This window comes from Halomonas sp. AOP25-F1-15, from assembly GCF_052378675.1.
Lineage (GTDB): Bacteria > Pseudomonadota > Gammaproteobacteria > Pseudomonadales > Halomonadaceae > Vreelandella > Vreelandella casei.
The window spans coordinates 327,863-346,108 of the sequence record NZ_JBQSXV010000005.1; the positions used below are offsets into that span (position 1 = coordinate 327,863).

The following is an 18,246-nucleotide window of genomic DNA, read 5'->3' on the forward strand; positions in this document are numbered from 1 at the left end:
CAAACATTCGTGGAGTGATCTGTGGCCCGCTATACCCTTCGCCGACTGCTGTTAATGATCCCGACCCTATTAGGGATCATGCTACTCAATTTTATGATTGTTCAAGCGGCGCCAGGCGGGCCCATTGATCAAATGCTAGCGCGTTTTGAAGGTGCCGACGCCATGGCTAGCACCCGTTTAGACATGGGCGGTGCGGACGTGCAGATTAGCGACGACTCCCGCGGTGCACGCGGCATTGACCCACGTTTTATCGAACAGCTAGAACAGCAGTTCGGTTTTGACAAGCCCGCACACGAACGCTTTATCGGCATGATGGCAGACTATCTTAGCCTTGATTTTGGCACTAGTTTTTTTCGTGACCGACCCGTGATCGAATTGATGATCGAGCGCCTTCCCGTCTCTATATCGCTTGGGCTTTGGACGACACTGCTGGTGTATTTAATCTCCATTCCATTAGGCATTCAGAAAGCACTGCGCCATGGCTCTCGTTTTGATGTCTGGTCATCGGGACTCGTCATTGTCGGCTACGCCATCCCCGGCTTTTTGTTTGCGATCCTGTTGATTGTTCTTTTTGCCGGCGGCACCTATTGGGACCTGTTCCCGTTACGCGGCTTAACCTCACCTGACTTTGACCAGCTATCGATACTGGGTAAAGTGAAAGACTATTTCTGGCATATCACGCTACCGGTCATCGCTGCTGCTATTGGCAGTTTTGCCACCCTCACCATGCTGACCAAAAACAGCTTCCTTGATGAGATTCACAAACAATATGTAATTACCGCTCGCGCAAAAGGCGCAGATGAACGTCGCGTGCTTTATGGGCATGTCTTTCGTAATGCCATGCTCATCATTATCGCGGGCCTGCCTTCCGCGATGATCGGTATCTTCTTCACCGGCGCACTATTGATCGAAGTTATCTTCTCGCTTGACGGCCTGGGCCTACTTGGCTTTGAGGCGGTAATGCAACGGGACTATCCGGTTATTTTCGGCACTTTGTTTTTGTACACCGTGATCGGACTAATTCTCAAGCTGATTTCCGATCTGACCTACGTGTGGGTAGATCCGCGTATCGACTTTTCAACCCGGGAGTCGTGATAATGGCCTTACTATCGTCACGCTTATCACCTATTACTCGCCGCCGCCTGGCCGCGTTTAAAGCCAATCGCCGTGCCCGTATTTCCCTTTGGCTATTTGGCGCGCTATTTATTGTCAGCCTGTTTGCAGAGCTTATTGCTAACGACAAGCCCATTGTCATGCACTACGAAGGCCAGTGGTACGTTCCCTTGCTGGTGGACTACCCGGAAACCGAATTTGGTGGTTTTCTGCCTACACGCACCGACTATCTAGATCCCTTCATTCAGCAGCAAATTGATGACCACGGCTGGGCGCTGTGGCCGGCGAACCCTTTCTCTTATCAAACGCTTGATATGTATATGACGCAGCCCTCGCCTGCACCGCCGGACCGCCGCCATCTGCTGGGAACTGATGATCAAGGCCGCGATGTATTAGCACGCGTGATCTATGGGTTTCGCCTTTCCGTTGCGTTTGCGCTAGTGCTCACCGCAGGGTCACTCATCATTGGCGTTTTTGCGGGCGGTGTGCAGGGCTACTTTGGCGGTAAAGTGGATCTAATCGGCCAGCGCGTGACTGAAATTTGGTCAGGCTTACCGGTATTATTCTTACTGATTATTTTAGCCAGCTTTGTTCAGCCAGGTTTCTGGTGGCTGCTAGGGATTATGCTGCTGTTTTCATGGCTAGGCTTAGTGGATATTGTCCGCGCCGAATTCCTGCGGGCGCGTAATCTGGAGTACGTGCGCTCAGCGAAAGCAATGGGGCTCCCATCACGCTTAATCATGTGGCGCCACGTGCTACCTAACGCGATGGTCGCGACGCTTACCTTTATTCCTTTTTTATTCACCGGCGCCATCGGCACCCTGACAGCCTTGGATTTCCTTGGATTTGGCCTCCCGCCGGGCGCCCCTTCATTGGGCGAGCTGGCGGCACAGGGTAAAAATAACCTGCATGCCCCTTGGCTGGGCATTACCGCATTTATGACGCTAGCAGTAATGCTTTCGCTGTTGGTATTTATTGGCGAAGGCCTGCGTGATGCGTTTGACCCTCGTCACGTGCAGCAGTCCCAGCACCCAGCAGGTCCTAGCAAAGAGACTCAACATGTCTAATAACCCGCTCCTGCGCCTTGAAAACATAGCCGTCGCTTTCGATGGCCACCAAGTCGTCCACTCGCTGTCGCTCACCCTCAACGCGGGGGAAACCCTGGCTATCGTTGGCGAATCTGGTTCGGGTAAATCGGTCTCTGCGCTAGGCATCGCTAATTTACTGCCCAACAATGCCACTATTCACGGCGAGCGCTGGCTGGGAGAGACGAATCTTGCCAACTTAACGCCCAGACAGTGGAACGGCATTCGCGGCAATCAGCTCGGGTTTATCTTTCAAGAACCCATGACCTCGCTTAATCCTCTTCATCGCGTTGGCAAGCAGATCGGAGAAGCTCTGCGCCTACATCAAGGTCTCAGCGGCCAAGCGGCACGTCAGCGTAGTAAAGTGCTGCTTGAGCAAGTAAAACTACCGCGCCCGGACGAGTTGCTTGATGCTTGGCCCCATCAGCTTTCAGGCGGACAGCGTCAGCGCGTGATGATTGCCATGGCGATTGCTAACAATCCATTACTGCTGATAGCCGACGAGCCCACCACCGCCCTGGATGTGACGGTGCAGCAAGAGATCCTTGCTTTGCTGCGCGAACTACGCGATCACCACGGAATGGGCATGCTGTTTATCAGCCATGACCTAAACCTGGTACGCCGCCATGCGGATCGCATCTGCGTGATGTATCAGGGGCGTATACAAGAAATAGGGTCAGTTGAGCAGGTCTTTGAGCACCCACAAAGCGATTATACCAAAGCGCTGCTGGCCGCCGAGCCAGAAGGTCGGCCGCAGGCCATTAAACACGCGGCCCCAGTACTTACTGCCCGTAAGCTAAGTGTCAGTTTTAAGCGCGCTAAAACGGGCTTGTTTAAACCGCAGCGCCCTGATTTTGTGGCCGTTCATCCGATTGACTTTCATATCGCACCAGGCGAAACCTTAGGTATTGTGGGTGAGTCGGGTTCAGGTAAAACCACGCTGGCATCAGCGGTCATGCGTCTGGTTGCGAGCCAAGGCGAGGTCATCCTTGGCAACGATAAATTAAGCAGCCTAACCGGCAACGCATTGCGGCGTCATCGCCACCGTCTGCAGATGGTGTTCCAAGATCCTTATGGCGCGCTCTCCCCAAGGATGCCGGTGTTTGACATCGTAAGTGAGGGGCTGCGCTTTCACTCTCCTCACCTGACTGATGCAGAGGTCAATCAGCGGGTTAATCAGACCCTGCGTGAGGTGGGATTACCGGAAAGCTGCGCTGCTCGTTATCCACATGAATTTTCCGGCGGCCAGCGCCAGCGCATTGCAGTGGCCAGAGCAATCATTTTAGAGCCAGAGCTTCTAGTGCTTGATGAGCCAACCTCAGCGTTAGACCGAACCGTTCAAAAGCAGCTAGTGACGCTGCTGCGCGACCTTCAGGCTCGCCGCCAGTTAAGCTATCTATTTATTAGCCACGATTTAGCCGTTATTCGTGCCATGGCTCATCGCATCATGGTGCTTAAAGATGGTGAAGTGGTTGAGCAAGGTGATTGCCTGGATGTACTTGTATCCCCACAGCATTCTTATACTCAGGCACTGATTTCAGCGGCTCACTTAACAAGCTAGGGGACTTATTATCCGAAATCGCGCGACGTTAAGCGGGTAGCTCTAACGCTAGAAGCAATGTCTTTTCGTCTGCTGACACGTTTTTGTTAATTTTACTGCTATACGAGATAACGGTATAAATCATCTACTCAAGTATCACTGCATTAGCCCTAAGCATAACAAAGCCGCGCCCCTAACAAGGGACGCGGCTTAAACTATTTCGGCATTTAAAATTTGAAGTCACACCAGCAAGTAAAAGCCTCTACTTAGAAGCTGGCAATTTCGGCTTCGGTTAATTCACGCCATTCGCCTGGGGCCAGATTCTCATCCAATGCAACATCACCGATTGAACTACGATGCAGCGAATTCACGTGATTGCCTAATGCAGCAAACATACGCTTTACCTGGTGGTAGCGCCCTTCCGTAATGGTGAGTTCTGCCTGAGTGGGCGAAAGGAGTCGTAACACAGCGGGCTGGGTCAGCGTTTCCTCACCATCAAGCATTAAGCCATCAGCAACTTGATTAATCGCCCAATCCGCGGCAGAGCCTTCCATCGGCTCAGCTAGCTCAGCGATATACACTTTGCCACAGCGGTGGCGTGGTGACGTAACGCGGTGCGACCAGTGACCGTCATCGGTTAATAGCAGCAAGCCGGTGGTATCTACATCCAAGCGCCCTACTGGCTGCAAGCGCTCGGCTTTGGGTAGATCGATCAAGTCGATCACCCTTGGATAGAGCCCACGGCGGGCGTTACATTCAACGTCCACTGGCTTATGCAGCATAATATAGCGAATGCCAACGAGCGCCAGCCGTTCGCCGTTGAGTACGACGACATCGTTATCCGTATCAATCTGGGTCGCCGACTGTTTAATGGGCTCACCGTTCAAGGTGACTTCACCGTTTTTCAGTGCCCGCTTGGCTAGGCTACGGGTTAACGGAGAGGTTTCACTTAAAAATCGATCAAGGCGCATCATTGACCCACTCCTGGCAGCAGCTCAAAACGATCGGCATCTTGCCAAGCAGGGAATTTTTCACGAAAAGCATCAAGGGCAGTTTTATCCAACGTGCCCGTTTCTATAAACGGGGTATGGGCGGGGTGATCAATTAGCGGTTCGCCTTTGAAGTCGACCAATAAGGAATCGCCGCTGTAGGCAAGCCCCTTAGCATCTTCTCCAACGCGATTAACACCAATGACATAGCTTAAGTTTTCTACCGCCCGGGCTTGCAGCAGCGTACGCCAAGGGTGGCGTCGCGGTGCTGGCCAGTTAGCGACACAGAGAAGGGCATCATACTCGAAATGCTCCCCTTCTGCTGGCTGCTGCCTCATCCAAACCGGAAAGCGCAAATCGTAGCAGACACTTAGCAGCAGTTTAAAACCCTTTAGCTTAACGATATTGCGCTCTACTCCCATGCCATAGCGCTCATGCTCGCCGGCCATACGAAATAGATGACGCTTATCGTAATAAGTGATTTCACCGTCAGGTGTCGCCCAAATTAAACGGTTAAAAAATGCCCCCTGCTCTTCAATCGCTACGCTGCCAGTCATCACACACTGGCGAGTTTTCGCTTGCGCCTGAAGCCAGGCAATGCTGGTGCTTTCCGCCATTGGCTGGGCCATTTCACGCGAGTTCATGGTAAAACCGGTGGCAAACATTTCCGGCAAGACAATTAGATCCGTATCGCGGCTGTCCAGCTCACCCAATAACTGTTCAAGATGTGCATGATTTGCCTGAGGATCCTCCCAACGCAAATCGCACTGCACTAAACTGGTTCGTAGTTCGCTCATTCAACACCTCCATTGCCAGTGTTATTTCAAAGTTTATGCTAGATTAGCATCTTTAAATAATGAGGCTGCCATGCTTCCCACATCAACACGCGATCCTGAAGCAGTCAAAGGCGTTATGTTTGGGCTCACCGCCTATGTAATGTGGGGATGTTTCCCATTATTTTTTGCCTTGTTTGACGGTGTTCCCGCCTTTGAAATATTAATTCATCGCATCATTTGGGCGTGCTTGTTTTTAGTCGGCCTCATCACCGTATTACGTCGCTGGTCCCCGGTTGTCGCCGCGCTTAGCGAGCCTAAACGCTTGGGCCGCGTGTTGGCCTGCGCGCTATTGATTGCCTTTAACTGGGGAATTTATATATATGCAGTGGAATCCAAGCAGGTACTGCAGGCAAGCTTGGGCTACTTTCTGACACCTCTAGTTAACGTTGCGCTAGGTGTTTTAGTGCTGCGAGAAGTGATGGCTAAACTGCAGCTGGTCGCGCTGGGCTTGGCCAGTGCAGCGATTGCCACGCAGTTCATGGTGATTGGCGAACTGCCTTGGATTAGCCTGATGCTGGCACTCAGTTTCGGTAGCTACGGGCTGTTTCGCAAACAGGTGCCGCTGGACGGTTTATCGGGGCTGTTTGTCGAGACGTTGCTGCTCTTCCCTCTGGCACTTATCGCATTAACGTGGCTTAGCTGGAACGGCAGCTCACATTTTTTACAAAATGCCTCATCTACCAGCTTGCTCATTGCCAGCGGGGCTTTGACCGCTCTTCCCTTAATGGCTTTTGCCGGCGCCGCACGCCGGCTTCGTTTGGCGACGCTGGGCTTTCTAATGTATATCAATCCCAGCATCCAATTTCTGATTGCCTTAACCGTATTCGGTGAGCCCCTAGGCGTTATCCAACTTGTGACCTTTGTGCTTATCTGGATAGGACTCGCGCTTTATTCATGGTCTGCATGGCAATCCCGCCCGGGTAATATGGCTGCTAGTTAAAACCATTGCATATAAGCGCTGCAACAAAATGAAATATCACTTACCCTTAATCTTCTGCCCCATCTACAACGCCTGGAATCCATGCTAAAGCGCTATTTGCCCATTCTGACGTGGCTCCCTCATTATCATAAGCGACTACTGGGGGCCGACGTGTTAGCGGGGTTGATCGTCACCGTGATGGTCATTCCTCAATCGCTCGCCTATGCGCTATTAGCAGGGCTACCTGCCGTCGTTGGTCTTTACGCCAGTATTCTCCCGCAGCTCATCTATACCCTATTTGGTACCAGCAAAACGCTTGCGGTTGGGCCGGTTGCTATCATCGCGCTAATGACCGGTGCGGCACTCTCTTCGGTGGCGGCAACGGGCACGGAAACGTATTTACAGGCAGCGCTGATACTGTCATTGCTCTCAGGCGGCATGTTGATGGTGATGGGTCTGCTGAAGATGGGCTTTTTCAGTAACTTTCTTAGTCATCCGGTCATTTCGGGTTTTTTAACCGCTTCCGGCATTTTGATTGCGGTAAGCCAGCTGGGCAGCTTATTAGGTGTTGAAAGTAGCGGCTTCACGCTGGTTGAGCGCCTATTTACGTTAGTACCTAACCTAGCCACCTACAATTTATCTACCTTACTGATTGGTAGTGGCACCTTGATTTTTTTGATTACGATGCGTCTGCGCGGTAAAGCCACACTACATAAAGTAGGTTTCCCCCTTTTCCTGGCAGATCTTTGCGCCAAAGCTGGGCCGGTATTTGCAGTAGTGATTACTACCTTAATAACCTGGCACTGGCAATTAGCCGGCGCGGGCGTGGCGGTGGTGGGCAATATTCCTAATGGGCTGCCCGCACTTAGCTTCCCCTGGGGCGACTATTCACTTTGGCAGTCGCTGTTAATTCCAGCGCTGCTGATTAGCTTAGTGGGTTTTGTTGAATCGGTATCGATGGGGCAAATGTTGGCGGCTAAGCGGCGTCAGCGCATTTCACCTAACCAAGAGTTAGTCGGCTTAGGTGCCTGCAATCTTGCTGCAGGTTTTACAAGCGGCATGCCGGTTACCGGCGGCCTATCACGAACAGTCATTAACTACGATGCAGGCGCGCAAACACCCGCAGCGGGCGCCTTTGCAGCGCTAGGCATTGCATTAGTAACGATGTCGTTTACCGGCTGGCTCTATCATTTACCTATTGCGACCCTGGCGGCGACGATTACCGTCTCGATTTTAACCCTCGTCGATATCCCCATGCTGCGCCAGACTTGGCGCTACTCACGTAGCGACTTTGCCGCCATGGCAGTCACCATTGTGCTCACGCTGGGTGAAGGCGTCGAAGCAGGCATCATTAGTGGCGTCACGCTCTCAATTGCGCTGTTTTTATATCGTACCAGTCGCCCGCACAGCGCTTTGGTGGGCCGAGTGCCGGGGACCGAGCACTTTAGAAATACCGCACGCCATGATGTAGAAACAGCTAGCAATGCAGCCCTGCTGCGAATAGATGAGAGCCTTTATTTTGCCAATGCCCGCTATTTGGAAGATACCGTTTATAACCTAGTGGCTAGCCATCCTGAGCTTGAACACGTGGTATTGATCTGTTCAGCGGTTAATTTGATCGATGCGTCGGCGCTAGAAAGCCTGGACGCTATTAACGCGCGCTTAAAAGACTCTGACGTAAAACTGCATTTATCTGAAGTGAAAGGACCTGTCATGGACCAGCTCAAAAAAAGTGATTTTTTAGAGGCGCTTACTGGCCGCGTTTTTTTGAGCACCTACGCTGCCTGGCGTGAATTCTCCTAATTTTCCCAAAACAAAAGCGTTATTCAAAGCACGTCTCTGAAAGCTATTTCATTGAAAGCTATGTCATTCAGAAACCAGGCCATCGCCTGGTTTTTTTATATCTGTCTGTTAAGCGCTAGATCAGTTCACCAGAACGTCATTGACAGCGGCCTAGCGGCTTCTCTACTATCAGCCGACCACTTAGCAAAACACAATACCGCATAGCAAAACACAAAGTAACAAAACGTAACCACTGCCGTCATCACAACACAATAAAGGAGCATTCCAATGCATCCATTTGCTCATCGCCTACTCCTCGCTGCATTACCTTTATCACTACTGGGTGCCGCGGTAAGCCATGCCAGTGAAGTTGAGCTTCCCAGCACCATGGCTTGGACTGCCTATGGCACCAATTCCAGCGGCTACGCGCAAGCCGTCGCTATCGGCAATATGCTGCAGAATAAATATGACTCTTCGGTACGTATCCTGCCTGGTGATAACGACGTATCACGCATGACACCTCTTAAACAGGGGCGCGTTGACCTTTGCGCCTGTGGCATCGCCAGCTATTACGGCGCTGAAGGCGTGATGATGTTTGCCGATCGCGATTGGGGTCCTCAGCCGCTGCGTATCATCACTACCTCAACAGCGTCTTTTGGGCTTTCCCTTGCGGTGGCCGGTGATTTAGACGTCGAAACGCCGGCTGATTTGGCAGGTAAACGCATCGCTTATATCCGTGGTGATGACGCCTTAAATAAAGGCACAGAAGCTTATTTGGCCTTCGGTGGTCTTACCTGGGATGACGTCGAGCGTGTTGACTACCCAGGCTACGGCCGCTCATTTGACGGCATTATCGCCGGCGATGTGGACGCTTCATTTACCACCACGGTGACGCCGCCAGCACAGCAGCTTGCCAGCAGCCCCCGCGGTATCAGTTGGCCGGTGTTAGATCCCAACGATGCAGCAGGCTGGGAGCGCATGGCAGAAGTCGCACCCTATTTCCGCCCTCATGAAGTGACCTCTGGCGCTGGCGACATTAGCGTCGACAATCCGCTGCCCAGCGCAAGCTACCCTTATCCAATCGTGGTTGCCAATCAAGACCTGGATGACAAAGTCGCCTATGGATTGATTAAGGCCCTTCAGGAAAATTTTGATGACTACAAAGACAATGCGCCTGGCGCTTTGGGCTATGCCTTAGAGTCGCAAGATCTTCAATGGGTAGTGCCGTTCCACGATGCCGTGGTGGAGTATTACAAAGAAATCGATGTATGGACGGATGAAATGCAGGCCCATCAAGACGAATTAGTAGAGCGCCAAAACGTTCTATTAATGGCCTGGGAAAGCTTTATGGAAGATGCGCCCAGCGATGATGCTGATATGTTTACGGCTGATTGGATGCAGGCTCGCGCCAGCGCATTAAATGATGCGGGCTTCGAACCAATCTTTGAGTAAAACGCCACGGGGCGGCACTGGCCGCCCTTTGCTGATCGACGGATCTTTCCATAACCACAGATACCTCGCCATGACTACAGATACCGCACCTGCGAATACTCAGCAGGTTAAAGAAAAGATCAGCCAAATTCGCCAGCTCCCCACCGCGCTGCGGTGGGTTCCCGCCTCTGTTACCGTCATTTTAATGCTGATGACGTTGGATTATCTTTTTAACTTAGGCTTATTTACTTTTGTCACCGGTCTTGAAACTCAATTCTATTACGCCGTTGTTGCACTACTACTTCCACTGGTCTTTTTACTTTGGCCGATGCGCAGCAGCCAGCAAGAGCAGCCAATCCCCTGGTACGACTATCTTTTAAGCGCAAGCACGCTGATCGTGGGCGGCTACTTTGTGTATAACGCGGTGCCTATTTTAGAGCGTGGCTGGGCATTCGCCGCGCCTGATATGGCCATCTATGCAAGCTACGCTTACTGGCTATTAATCGTTGAAGCCTCTCGCCGGGCGGGTGGTTTACCGATCGCGATTATCGCCGGCGTGTTCTCACTTTATCCCTTAGTAGCCGATATCGTCCCCGGCCCCATTCAAGCCTTTCCCTCGACGCTAGAACAAACGGCCATGTATCACACCATGAGCACCGAAAGCATCATGGGTGTACCGCTTCAAGCCTTTGCGGGCCTGGTGATTGGCTTTTTAGTGTTTGGCGTAGTGTTACAAAAAAGTGGTGGCGGCAAGTTTTTCATCAACCTTGCCTTTGCCCTGCTCGGCCACGTGCGCGGCGGCCCTGCCAAAGTCGCCATTTTTTCAAGCGGCCTGATGGGTTCTATGAGCGGTAGCGTTATTAGCAACGTGCTTACCACCGGGGTGTTATCAATTCCCGCCATGCGCCGCATTGGTATGAGCCGCTCATTTGCAGGCGGCGTCGAAGCCTGTGCCTCCACGGGCGGTGTATTAATGCCCCCGGTGATGGGCGCCACCGCGTTTGTAATGGCCATGTTTCTCGATATTCCCTATTCGGCCGTTGCACTAGCCGCGGTAATACCCTCGGTGCTTTATTTTTTAGGCCTGTTTATTCAAATTGATGCCTACGCCGCGCACCACGATATTAAAGGTCTGCCTGCCATAGAATTGCCCTCACTTAAGCAAACGCTGAAAGAAGGCTGGTACTTTATTTTCGTCTTCGCCTTGCTGGTATGGATGCTGCTGATTATGCAGCGCGAAGCCGTCGCACCGTTTTACGCTACTGCCCTTTTGTTAGTACTCAATCAGCTTTCTAAGCACAACCGCTGGGGCTGGAAAGACGTAGCAGACACGCTGACATCCGCCGCTAAGCTATTTGCCGAACTAATCGCCATTTTAGCCGGTGTGGGTATGCTGGTCGGTGCGCTTTCGATGACCGGCCTTTCAGGCACGATTGCTAACGACTTTATCAACATTGCCGGTGGCAGCGTCCCACTACTGTTAATCATGGGCGCAGTGACCAGCTTTGTACTCGGTATTGGCATGACGGTGACCGCTGCATACATCTTCCTAGCGGTAGCGCTGGCACCTGCCTTGATCCAAGGCGGCGGTCTGGATCCGATGGCCGTTCACATGTTCATCCTTTACTGGGGCATGCTGAGCTTTATCACCCCGCCGGTAGCGCTGGGCGCGTTTGCTGCAGCCACCGTCGCCGGCGCGCGGCCGATGGCTACTGGTCTACAAGCAATGCGTTTGGGTAGCGTGATTTACTTTATCCCGTTCCTGTTCGTACTTAACCCGGCGCTGATTATGCAGGGCGCGCCGCTAATGATTGTGGTGGTATTTGTGCAGGCGGTGATTGGCATCATTTTGTTTGCCTCTGCGATGCAGGGCTATTTGATGGGCGTTGGTCGATTGGGCTATGGCGCATTTCAGGAGATCATTATTCGCAGCCTGGTATTGATCTCCGGCCTGCTGCTAGCACTACCCGGCGGCGGCATGGTGCCACTTAGCCAGTGGGAACTGATTGCTCTGGCGGCAGCGGCTCTTGTGCCCGGCGTATTGCTGGCACGGCTGAGTCAGCGCCACCATCAGCAGTCACTTAGCACACCTGCCATATAGTATTGGCATCGACAACATACGTTAAATGACCCTATTGAATAGATCATTATTCATGTCATCAAATACAGTACGGGAGCCAACCATGTCTGTTCATTATCAGCGCCACGGCGATATTGGCGTTATCCAAATCGACAGCCCGCCGGTTAATGCCCTAGGTCATGCGGTGCGCAGTGGCTTAATCAATGCGCTTGAAGAAGGTATTGCCGATACACACGCGAGCGCACTGGTGCTGTTAGCCAACGGCCGTACGTTTATCGCCGGTGCGGACATTCGCGAGTTTGGTAAACCGCCCCAGGCACCGCTACTTCCCGATGTTGTTTCCCAGCTGGAAGCCTGCCCCAAACCATTGATTGCCTCTCTGCACGGTACGGCGCTTGGTGGCGGCCTGGAAGTTGCGCTTGGTTGCCATTATCGAGTCGCGCTAACCGATACGCGTGTGGGGCTACCTGAGGTAAAGCTTGGCCTACTTCCGGGCGCAGGTGGCACGCAGCGTTTGCCTCGCTTGGTGGGTGTCGAGCGTGCACTAGAAATGATCACCAGCGGGCGTTTTGTAGGTGCTGAAGAAGCGCTTGAAGCGGGTATTATTGATGCCATTAGCGATGCTCCAACGCCACTTGAAGCAGGATTAGCCGCGGCGAAAAAAGTGTTAAACGCAGAGCAAGCATGTCGTATCACCGGCGAGCTCCCCCCGCCTGCGGCTAATGCCCAAGCCATAGCCGCCACGCTTGAGCATTTAACTCAGTCATCGCCAGCGCTTTTTTCGCCATTTCGCATTATTGAAGCGATTGAAGCCTGCGTAACGGCGCAGTCGCTTCAAGCCGGGCTTCGCCGTGAGCGAGAGCTATTTTTAGCCTGCATGGACTCCCCCCAGCGCGCGGGGCTTATCCATCTCTTTTTTGCCGCGCGCAGCCCGCACGTAGTGCCTGATGCTGAAAAAAACAGCGCCGCTAACGTAAGCAGATATAACAACGTGGCGCTCCTTGGTGAGCATCCGCTGTTTGAGAGACTCAAAAAAGTCGCTCAGCGAGCCGGCATTACCCTGACAAATAAGCCCACCGATACAACGGAGCTGTGCTTATTGGCACCGGATTCGCAAACAGATGACGGCAGCGCTTTACCTGGCGGCATCCCCGTTATTGCACTGCAAGAGATCGATACACCAGGGCGCAGTGAGTCAATGCTAAGTCTGATCATCGTTGCAAACAGCGACATCGTTGAGCTGGCAAATATTAGCGCTGAGCCACTGATCCAGCAGCAGGCAGCGCTTACCTTGAAAGCACTGCGTATCAACGTGGTGGTAAGCCAGCAGCGTAGCTTACTTAATGCAATGCACGATGCCATGCAGCAGGTTTCAGCTGATGAGCAACAGTCAGCGCTTGAAAAAATCAGCATCAGTATTGCTGAACAGGGCTTCTGCTATCGCGAAAGCGATATCGATTTACTGGCCGTTGAAGCGCTGGGCTATCCACGCCACTTAGGCGGGCCACATCGCCAAGCAACGCTCGCAGCCGCGGCCAAGGACGCACAAAAATGAATCTGACCTTTAGTCCTGAAGAACAGGTCTTTCGTACTGAGGTGCGCCGCTTTCTTAGCGATTCATTACCCGGCGATATCCGCGAACGCGTTCGCTTAGGGCGCTATCTGCGTGCGGATGATCATCTTCGCTGGCAAAACATTCTCAGCGAACAAGGCTGGTTGGCATCGAACTGGCCAACAGAACACGGCGGCCCCGGCTGGGGTCCGGTTCAGCGGCATATTTTTGATGAAGAGTGCGCCGCTGCTCATGCACCTACCGTCGTGCCCTTTGGAGTTAACATGGTGGCGCCAGTCATCATGAAATTCGGTACCGCTGAACAGCAACAGCACTATTTGCCGCGCATTCTTAACAATCAAGACTGGTGGTGCCAGGGATATTCCGAGCCGGGCGCCGGTTCTGATTTGGCGAGTTTAACGACCCGCGCAGTGCGCGACGGCGAGCACTACATCGTCAATGGCCAAAAAACGTGGACCACCCTGGGCCAGCACGCCAACATGCTGTTCTGCTTAGTGCGCACTGACTTGGCGGCTAAAAAGCAGGCGGGCATCAGCTTTCTGCTGATTGATATGCAAACCCCAGGCATCTCCGTGCGTCCGATTATAACGCTCGACGGTGCCCACGAAGTCAATGAAGTGTTTTTAGACAATGTCCGCGTACCGGTTGAAAACCGCGTGGGTGAAGAAGGCCAAGGATGGACCTGTGCCAAGTTTCTACTGACTCATGAGCGCACCGGTATCGCAGGGCTTGGCCACGCTAAGCAGGCCTTACGCCATTTGAAATCACTTGCTAGTCGTACTGAGCACCGTGGTAAACCGCTGCTGACGCTACCCAGCTTTCGCCAGCGGGTCGTAAAAGCCGAGCTTGAACTCATGGCGCTTGAAGTGACTAACCTGCGCGTGATTGCCGCTGCCCGCAATGGCAGTGCCCCTGGGGCGGAAAGCTCGCTGTTAAAAGTACGCGGGTCTGAGCTTCGCCAAGAGCTAAGCGAACTAACCCGCCGCGCACTTGGCCCTGCCGCCCTGCCATTTTTCCCTGAGTTTCTGCATGGCGAAGCCAGCCTAGATGAAGGTTTAGCTCAACGTGCAGCTGGCAGCGCTCAGTATTTTAATCGCCGCAAGCTATCGATTTATGGCGGTGCCAACGAAATACAAAAAACGATCGTCGCTAAAACTATTTTAGGCATGTGAGGAGCGCAGCATGGATTTTGCTTTAACCGATGAACAGCGCATGCTCGAAGAGACGCTCACGCGCCTAGTCGCCGACCAGGTTTCACCCGAGCAGCGCCGCACGTTGCTTAATGCAGCCGGTACAGAGACATCCGCGCTATGGCGTACGTTTGCTGAACTGGGCATTCTTCACATGCCCTTTAGCGAAGACGTTGGCGGACTAGGCGGCGGTGGCACCGACCTGATGATTATCATGCAGGCGCTGGGCCGCGGGCTGGTACCCGAGCCTTATCTCGCAGGCCTGCTGCTCCCCGGTAAGCTCCTAGCGCTTATTGCGAGCAGCACGCAGCAGCAGCGCTGGTTAACACCGCTGCTAGAAGGTGAACATCAGCTAGCGCTTGCCTGGCAAGAGCATCATGCTCGTTACGATGCCTTTGCCGTTTCTACTCAGGCGATCCAACGTAACGGCCAGTGGCTATTAACGGGCAGAAAGGACATCGTAATGAACCTTAAAGCCGCGGCGGCGACGCTGGTTACGGCACGTGTCGAGAGCGGTAAACTAGGGCTATTCATAGTCCCCGCTGGCACTGCCGGTAGCACGATGCATCACTACCGCACCATGGATGATCAGTCCGCCGGGGATTTAACGCTGGAAAACGTTACGCTAGCGCTAGACAACTGCTTGAGTGAGGACGTCAGTAACGCGCTTTCCGAGGTGTTGGCTATTGGCCGAGCGGCGCTGTGTGCCGAGGCTATCGGTGCCATGGAAACAGCCTGCGATCAGACGCTGGCCTATATTAAAGAACGAAAGCAGTTTGGCTTGCCGCTAGCAGCCTTCCAAGCATTGCAACATCGTATGGTGGATATGCATCTGCACTTAGAGCAGTCTCGCTCGATGGCTATTTTGGCAGCGACTAGCCTGACGTTACCTCCCCACGAGCGCGCTTATAAAATCGCGGCGGCCAAGGCATATTGCGGCGAGTCAGCTCGTTTTATTGCCGAGCAGGCCATTCAGCTTCACGGTGCCATGGGTATGACGGATGAGTGCTATGTCTCCAACTACGCTAAGCATCTGGTCATGTTCGACCACTACCTGGGTGACAGCGACTATCATCTAGAAACGGTCAGCGAACGTTTAGAGGTCGCTTAAGGAGCATAGATGCCAAATCAAACTGACGACTTAATTCATATAAGCACTATCGAAAATGGCGTTATAGAAGTCACCATTGCGCGTCCAGAAGTGCGCAATGCGTTAAATGAACCCACCGCTCTGGCCCTTAATAACGCGCTGGCAGCAGTAGCAAAGGATGCTCAAATTCGCTGCGTGATTTTACGCGGCGAAGGAAGTTCTTTTTGCGCCGGTGCTGACCTAGCAGAGTTTGAAAAGGCAGCCTCGCAGCCAGCCAGCGAACGGCTTGAAACACTCTTTCTGCCCGCCCTGCGCTGCCTGATGACGATGGATAAACCGGTGATTGCAGCAGTCACGGGCGCCGCGGCGGGCATTGGCGTTTCCTATGTTCTCGCCAGCGACATGGTCGTTATGGGACGTTCCGCCTACCTGAAACTTGCTTTTATCAACATAGGATTGATTCCAGACGGTGGCGCCTGCTGGCATTTAGTGCGTACGCTTGGCCATGTCCAGGCGTTTGAAATGGCCGCCCTTGCCACACCCATTTCTGCTGAGCGCTGCCTGGCGCTGGGTCTGGCTAACCGGATAAGCGACGATGACCAGGTACTCGAAGAGGCTCGCCGCTTAGCGCAGATGCTAGTGGCGCAATCCCCCCAAGCCTTGAGCGCCACTAAGCGTGCACTCCGTGAAGCGGCGCAGGTCTCGCTTAATGACACCATGACCCTTGAAGGTGAACTGCAGGATCAATGCAAAGCTTCTGACGATTTTCAGGCACGGGTGGCAGCGTTTCGTCAAAGCCGCCGCAAATGATCCAGCGCTTTCTGGTAATCATGGCGCAGCGTGGCGACTTCTTCGGCTACGCTGCGAAGCGACGTAATCGCGCCCACGCCCTGCCCTGCGCCCCAAATATCCCGCCATGCCTTTGCCTTACTGCTACCGTCAGAGCCGTAGCGCATTGCGGCTTTATCGCCCTCTGGCAGCGTATCGGGATCAAGGCCTGCCAGCTCAATACTGGCGCGTAAATAGTTGCCGTGCACGCCGGTAAATAGGTTGCTATAGACGATGTCTCCTGCCGCAGCATCGAGCACCATTTGCTTATAAGCCGCTTGTGCGTTGGCTTCTTGAGTGGCAATAAAGCGGGTTCCCATATACACCAAGTCCACGCCTAACGCCTGAGCAGCCGCAATCTGCTCGCCTTTAGTAATCGCGCCTGCGAGCACTAGCGGCCCATCGTAAAAACAACGCACTTCAGCTACAAAGGCAAAAGGATTGAGTCGCCCTGCATGGCCACCAGCGCCGTGGCATACCAAAATCAAGCCGTCGACACCGGCATCAATGGCTTTTTGAGCGTGTCGCAGGGTAGTCACATCGTGGAAAACCAGACCGCCGTACGCATGCACCTGTTCAACTACCCGATTAGGCGCATGAAGACTAGTAATAACCAGCGGCACCTTAAACTCGGCGCATAGCGCTATGTCGTGCTCCAGACGATCATTAGTGGGATGGACGATTTGATTAACGGCAAACGGCGCCGACGGGCTTTCCGGATGCTGCTTGTCATAGTCAGCTAAGCTCTGCGTAATATGACTCAACCACTCTCGGAGTACGTCGGCTGGGCGCGCATTGAGCGCAGGGAACGCGCCGACAATACCTGCCTGGCACTGAGCAATGACCAGCTCTGGCCCTGAAACGATAAACATCGGGGAGCCGATGACCGGCAGAGTTAACGAAGCGGTTAGACGCGATAGCATGGAACGGCTCACTGGTTATTATTTTAAGAGGTATCAATAGCGCAAAAAAGGCCCCTCGCAGGGGCCCTAATACATCACTCGAACGCTTACAGCTTGCTTTCAAACTCAGGCAGGATCTCGAACAGATCACCGACCAGGCCGTAATCGGCCACTTGAAAGATCGGCGCTTCGTCATCTTTGTTGATCGCGACGATCACCTTAGAGTCTTTCATGCCCGCCAGGTGCTGAATCGCGCCAGAAATACCCACGGCAATGTACAAGTCCGGCGCGACGATCTTGCCCGTTTGACCGACCTGCATGTCGTTAGGCACAAAGCCTGCGTCAACCGCGGCGCGAGATGCGCCAATGGCCGCGCCCAGCTTATCGGCAATGCCGTCGAGCAGCTTGAAGTTTTCGCCGTTGCCCATGCCGCGACCGCCGGAGATCACCACCTTGGCGCCGCCTAGCTCGGGCCGGTCTGACTGGGCCAGCGCTTCTTTGACAAAGCGAGACTGGCTGTTTTCAACCACCGTATCGACCGCTTCTACCGGGGCGTTGTTACCTTCGCCCACGGCATCAAAGCCGGTGGTGCGCACGGTGATGACTTTCAGCGCATCGTCACTTTTCACCGTGGCAATCGCATTGCCGGCATAAATCGGGCGCTTGAAGGTGTCAGCGCTTTCGACGGCGATAATGTCAGAAAGCTGGCTGACGTCCTTCAATGCCGCTAAACGGGGCAGTACGTTTTTGCCGGTAGTGGAGGCGCTGGCGAGGACATGGGTGTAATCACCGGCCAGCTCAACCAGCAGCGCGCCCATGGGCTCGGCTAGCTGATGGGCGTAGACCGCGTTGTCGGCCACGCGCACTTTGCTAACGCCATCCAATTTG

At 53.5% G+C, this 18,246-nt stretch carries 15 protein-coding genes; 11 read left to right on the forward strand and 4 right to left on the reverse strand.

Annotated features, from left to right (window positions below; translation table 11 throughout):
* Nucleotides 1–21 precede the first annotated feature (21 nt).
* Genes ACT3TF_RS12130 through ACT3TF_RS12140 form a run of 3 tightly spaced genes read left to right on the forward strand, consistent with a single transcriptional unit; the run spans nt 22 to nt 3,759 of the window.
* Complete coding sequence (locus ACT3TF_RS12130) at nt 22–1,095, forward strand: microcin C ABC transporter permease YejB (protein WP_096279936.1); 1,074 nt, start codon at nt 22–24, stop codon at nt 1,093–1,095.
* A 2-nt stretch (nt 1,096–1,097) separates the two neighbouring features.
* Entirely contained in the window at nt 1,098–2,180 is a 1,083-nt protein-coding gene (locus tag ACT3TF_RS12135) for an ABC transporter permease (RefSeq protein ID WP_096279934.1), read from the forward strand.
* Entirely contained in the window at nt 2,173–3,759 is a 1,587-nt protein-coding gene (locus ACT3TF_RS12140) for an ABC transporter ATP-binding protein (RefSeq protein WP_444672268.1), read from the forward strand. The genes ACT3TF_RS12135 and ACT3TF_RS12140 overlap by 8 nt, the downstream gene beginning before the upstream one ends.
* Before the next feature lie 245 nt (nt 3,760–4,004).
* On the opposite strand, the gene ACT3TF_RS12145 is transcribed toward ACT3TF_RS12140, so the two are convergent.
* Both ACT3TF_RS12145 and ACT3TF_RS12150 read right to left on the reverse strand, forming a co-directional pair.
* Nucleotides 4,005–4,709, reverse strand: coding sequence for a pseudouridine synthase (locus ACT3TF_RS12145; RefSeq protein ID WP_096282354.1), 705 nt, complete (start codon nt 4,707–4,709; stop codon nt 4,005–4,007).
* Nucleotides 4,709–5,524 carry an amidohydrolase gene (locus tag ACT3TF_RS12150; RefSeq protein WP_444672269.1) on the reverse strand — a complete coding sequence of 272 codons (816 nt, stop codon included), beginning with the start codon at nt 5,522–5,524 and terminating at the stop codon, nt 4,709–4,711. Before ACT3TF_RS12150 ends, ACT3TF_RS12145 begins: the two co-directional genes overlap by 1 nt.
* Before the next feature lie 70 nt (nt 5,525–5,594).
* Between ACT3TF_RS12150 and rarD the strand changes: the two genes are divergently transcribed.
* The 8 genes from rarD to ACT3TF_RS12190 all read left to right on the forward strand — a co-directional run bounded on the left by rarD (nt 5,595) and on the right by ACT3TF_RS12190 (nt 16,438).
* Nucleotides 5,595–6,503, forward strand: coding sequence for an EamA family transporter RarD (gene rarD / locus ACT3TF_RS12155; RefSeq protein ID WP_096279928.1), 909 nt, complete (start codon nt 5,595–5,597; stop codon nt 6,501–6,503).
* Between the two features lie 81 nt (nt 6,504–6,584).
* Nucleotides 6,585–8,285: a SulP family inorganic anion transporter gene (locus ACT3TF_RS12160; RefSeq protein ID WP_444672270.1), complete on the forward strand. Its 1,701-nt coding sequence runs from the start codon at nt 6,585–6,587 to the stop codon at nt 8,283–8,285.
* Between the two features lie 267 nt (nt 8,286–8,552).
* Nucleotides 8,553–9,716, forward strand: a complete 1,164-nt coding sequence (locus ACT3TF_RS12165) for a TAXI family TRAP transporter solute-binding subunit (RefSeq protein ID WP_444625409.1) — start codon at nt 8,553–8,555, stop codon at nt 9,714–9,716.
* A gap of 70 nt (nt 9,717–9,786) precedes the next feature.
* A complete protein-coding gene (locus tag ACT3TF_RS12170) occupies nt 9,787–11,796 on the forward strand; it encodes a TRAP transporter permease (RefSeq protein WP_444672271.1) in 2,010 nt (669 codons plus the stop codon).
* Nucleotides 11,797–11,878: 82 nt separating this feature from the next.
* Nucleotides 11,879–13,330 carry an enoyl-CoA hydratase/isomerase family protein gene (locus ACT3TF_RS12175; RefSeq protein ID WP_444672272.1) on the forward strand — a complete coding sequence of 484 codons (1,452 nt, stop codon included), beginning with the start codon at nt 11,879–11,881 and terminating at the stop codon, nt 13,328–13,330.
* Complete coding sequence (locus ACT3TF_RS12180; RefSeq protein WP_444672273.1) at nt 13,327–14,520, forward strand: acyl-CoA dehydrogenase family protein; 1,194 nt, start codon at nt 13,327–13,329, stop codon at nt 14,518–14,520. The genes ACT3TF_RS12175 and ACT3TF_RS12180 overlap by 4 nt, the downstream gene beginning before the upstream one ends.
* A 10-nt stretch (nt 14,521–14,530) precedes the next feature.
* On the forward strand, nt 14,531–15,649 hold the full coding sequence (locus tag ACT3TF_RS12185) for an acyl-CoA dehydrogenase family protein (RefSeq protein WP_444672274.1): 1,119 nt from the start codon (nt 14,531–14,533) through the stop codon (nt 15,647–15,649).
* 9 nt (nt 15,650–15,658) lie between these two features.
* Nucleotides 15,659–16,438 (forward strand): enoyl-CoA hydratase/isomerase family protein, encoded by a 780-nt coding sequence (locus ACT3TF_RS12190; RefSeq protein ID WP_444672275.1) that lies wholly within the window; start codon nt 15,659–15,661, stop codon nt 16,436–16,438.
* On the opposite strand, the gene ACT3TF_RS12195 is transcribed toward ACT3TF_RS12190, so the two are convergent.
* Entirely contained in the window at nt 16,420–17,379 is a 960-nt protein-coding gene (locus ACT3TF_RS12195) for an NAD(P)H-dependent flavin oxidoreductase (RefSeq protein WP_444672276.1), read from the reverse strand. The two genes, ACT3TF_RS12190 and ACT3TF_RS12195, sit on opposite strands and share 19 nt — an antisense overlap.
* 86 nt (nt 17,380–17,465) lie before the next feature.
* Nucleotides 17,466–18,246: FAD-binding protein (locus ACT3TF_RS12200; RefSeq protein WP_444672277.1), on the reverse strand; the 781-nt coding region annotated here is incomplete at its 5' end.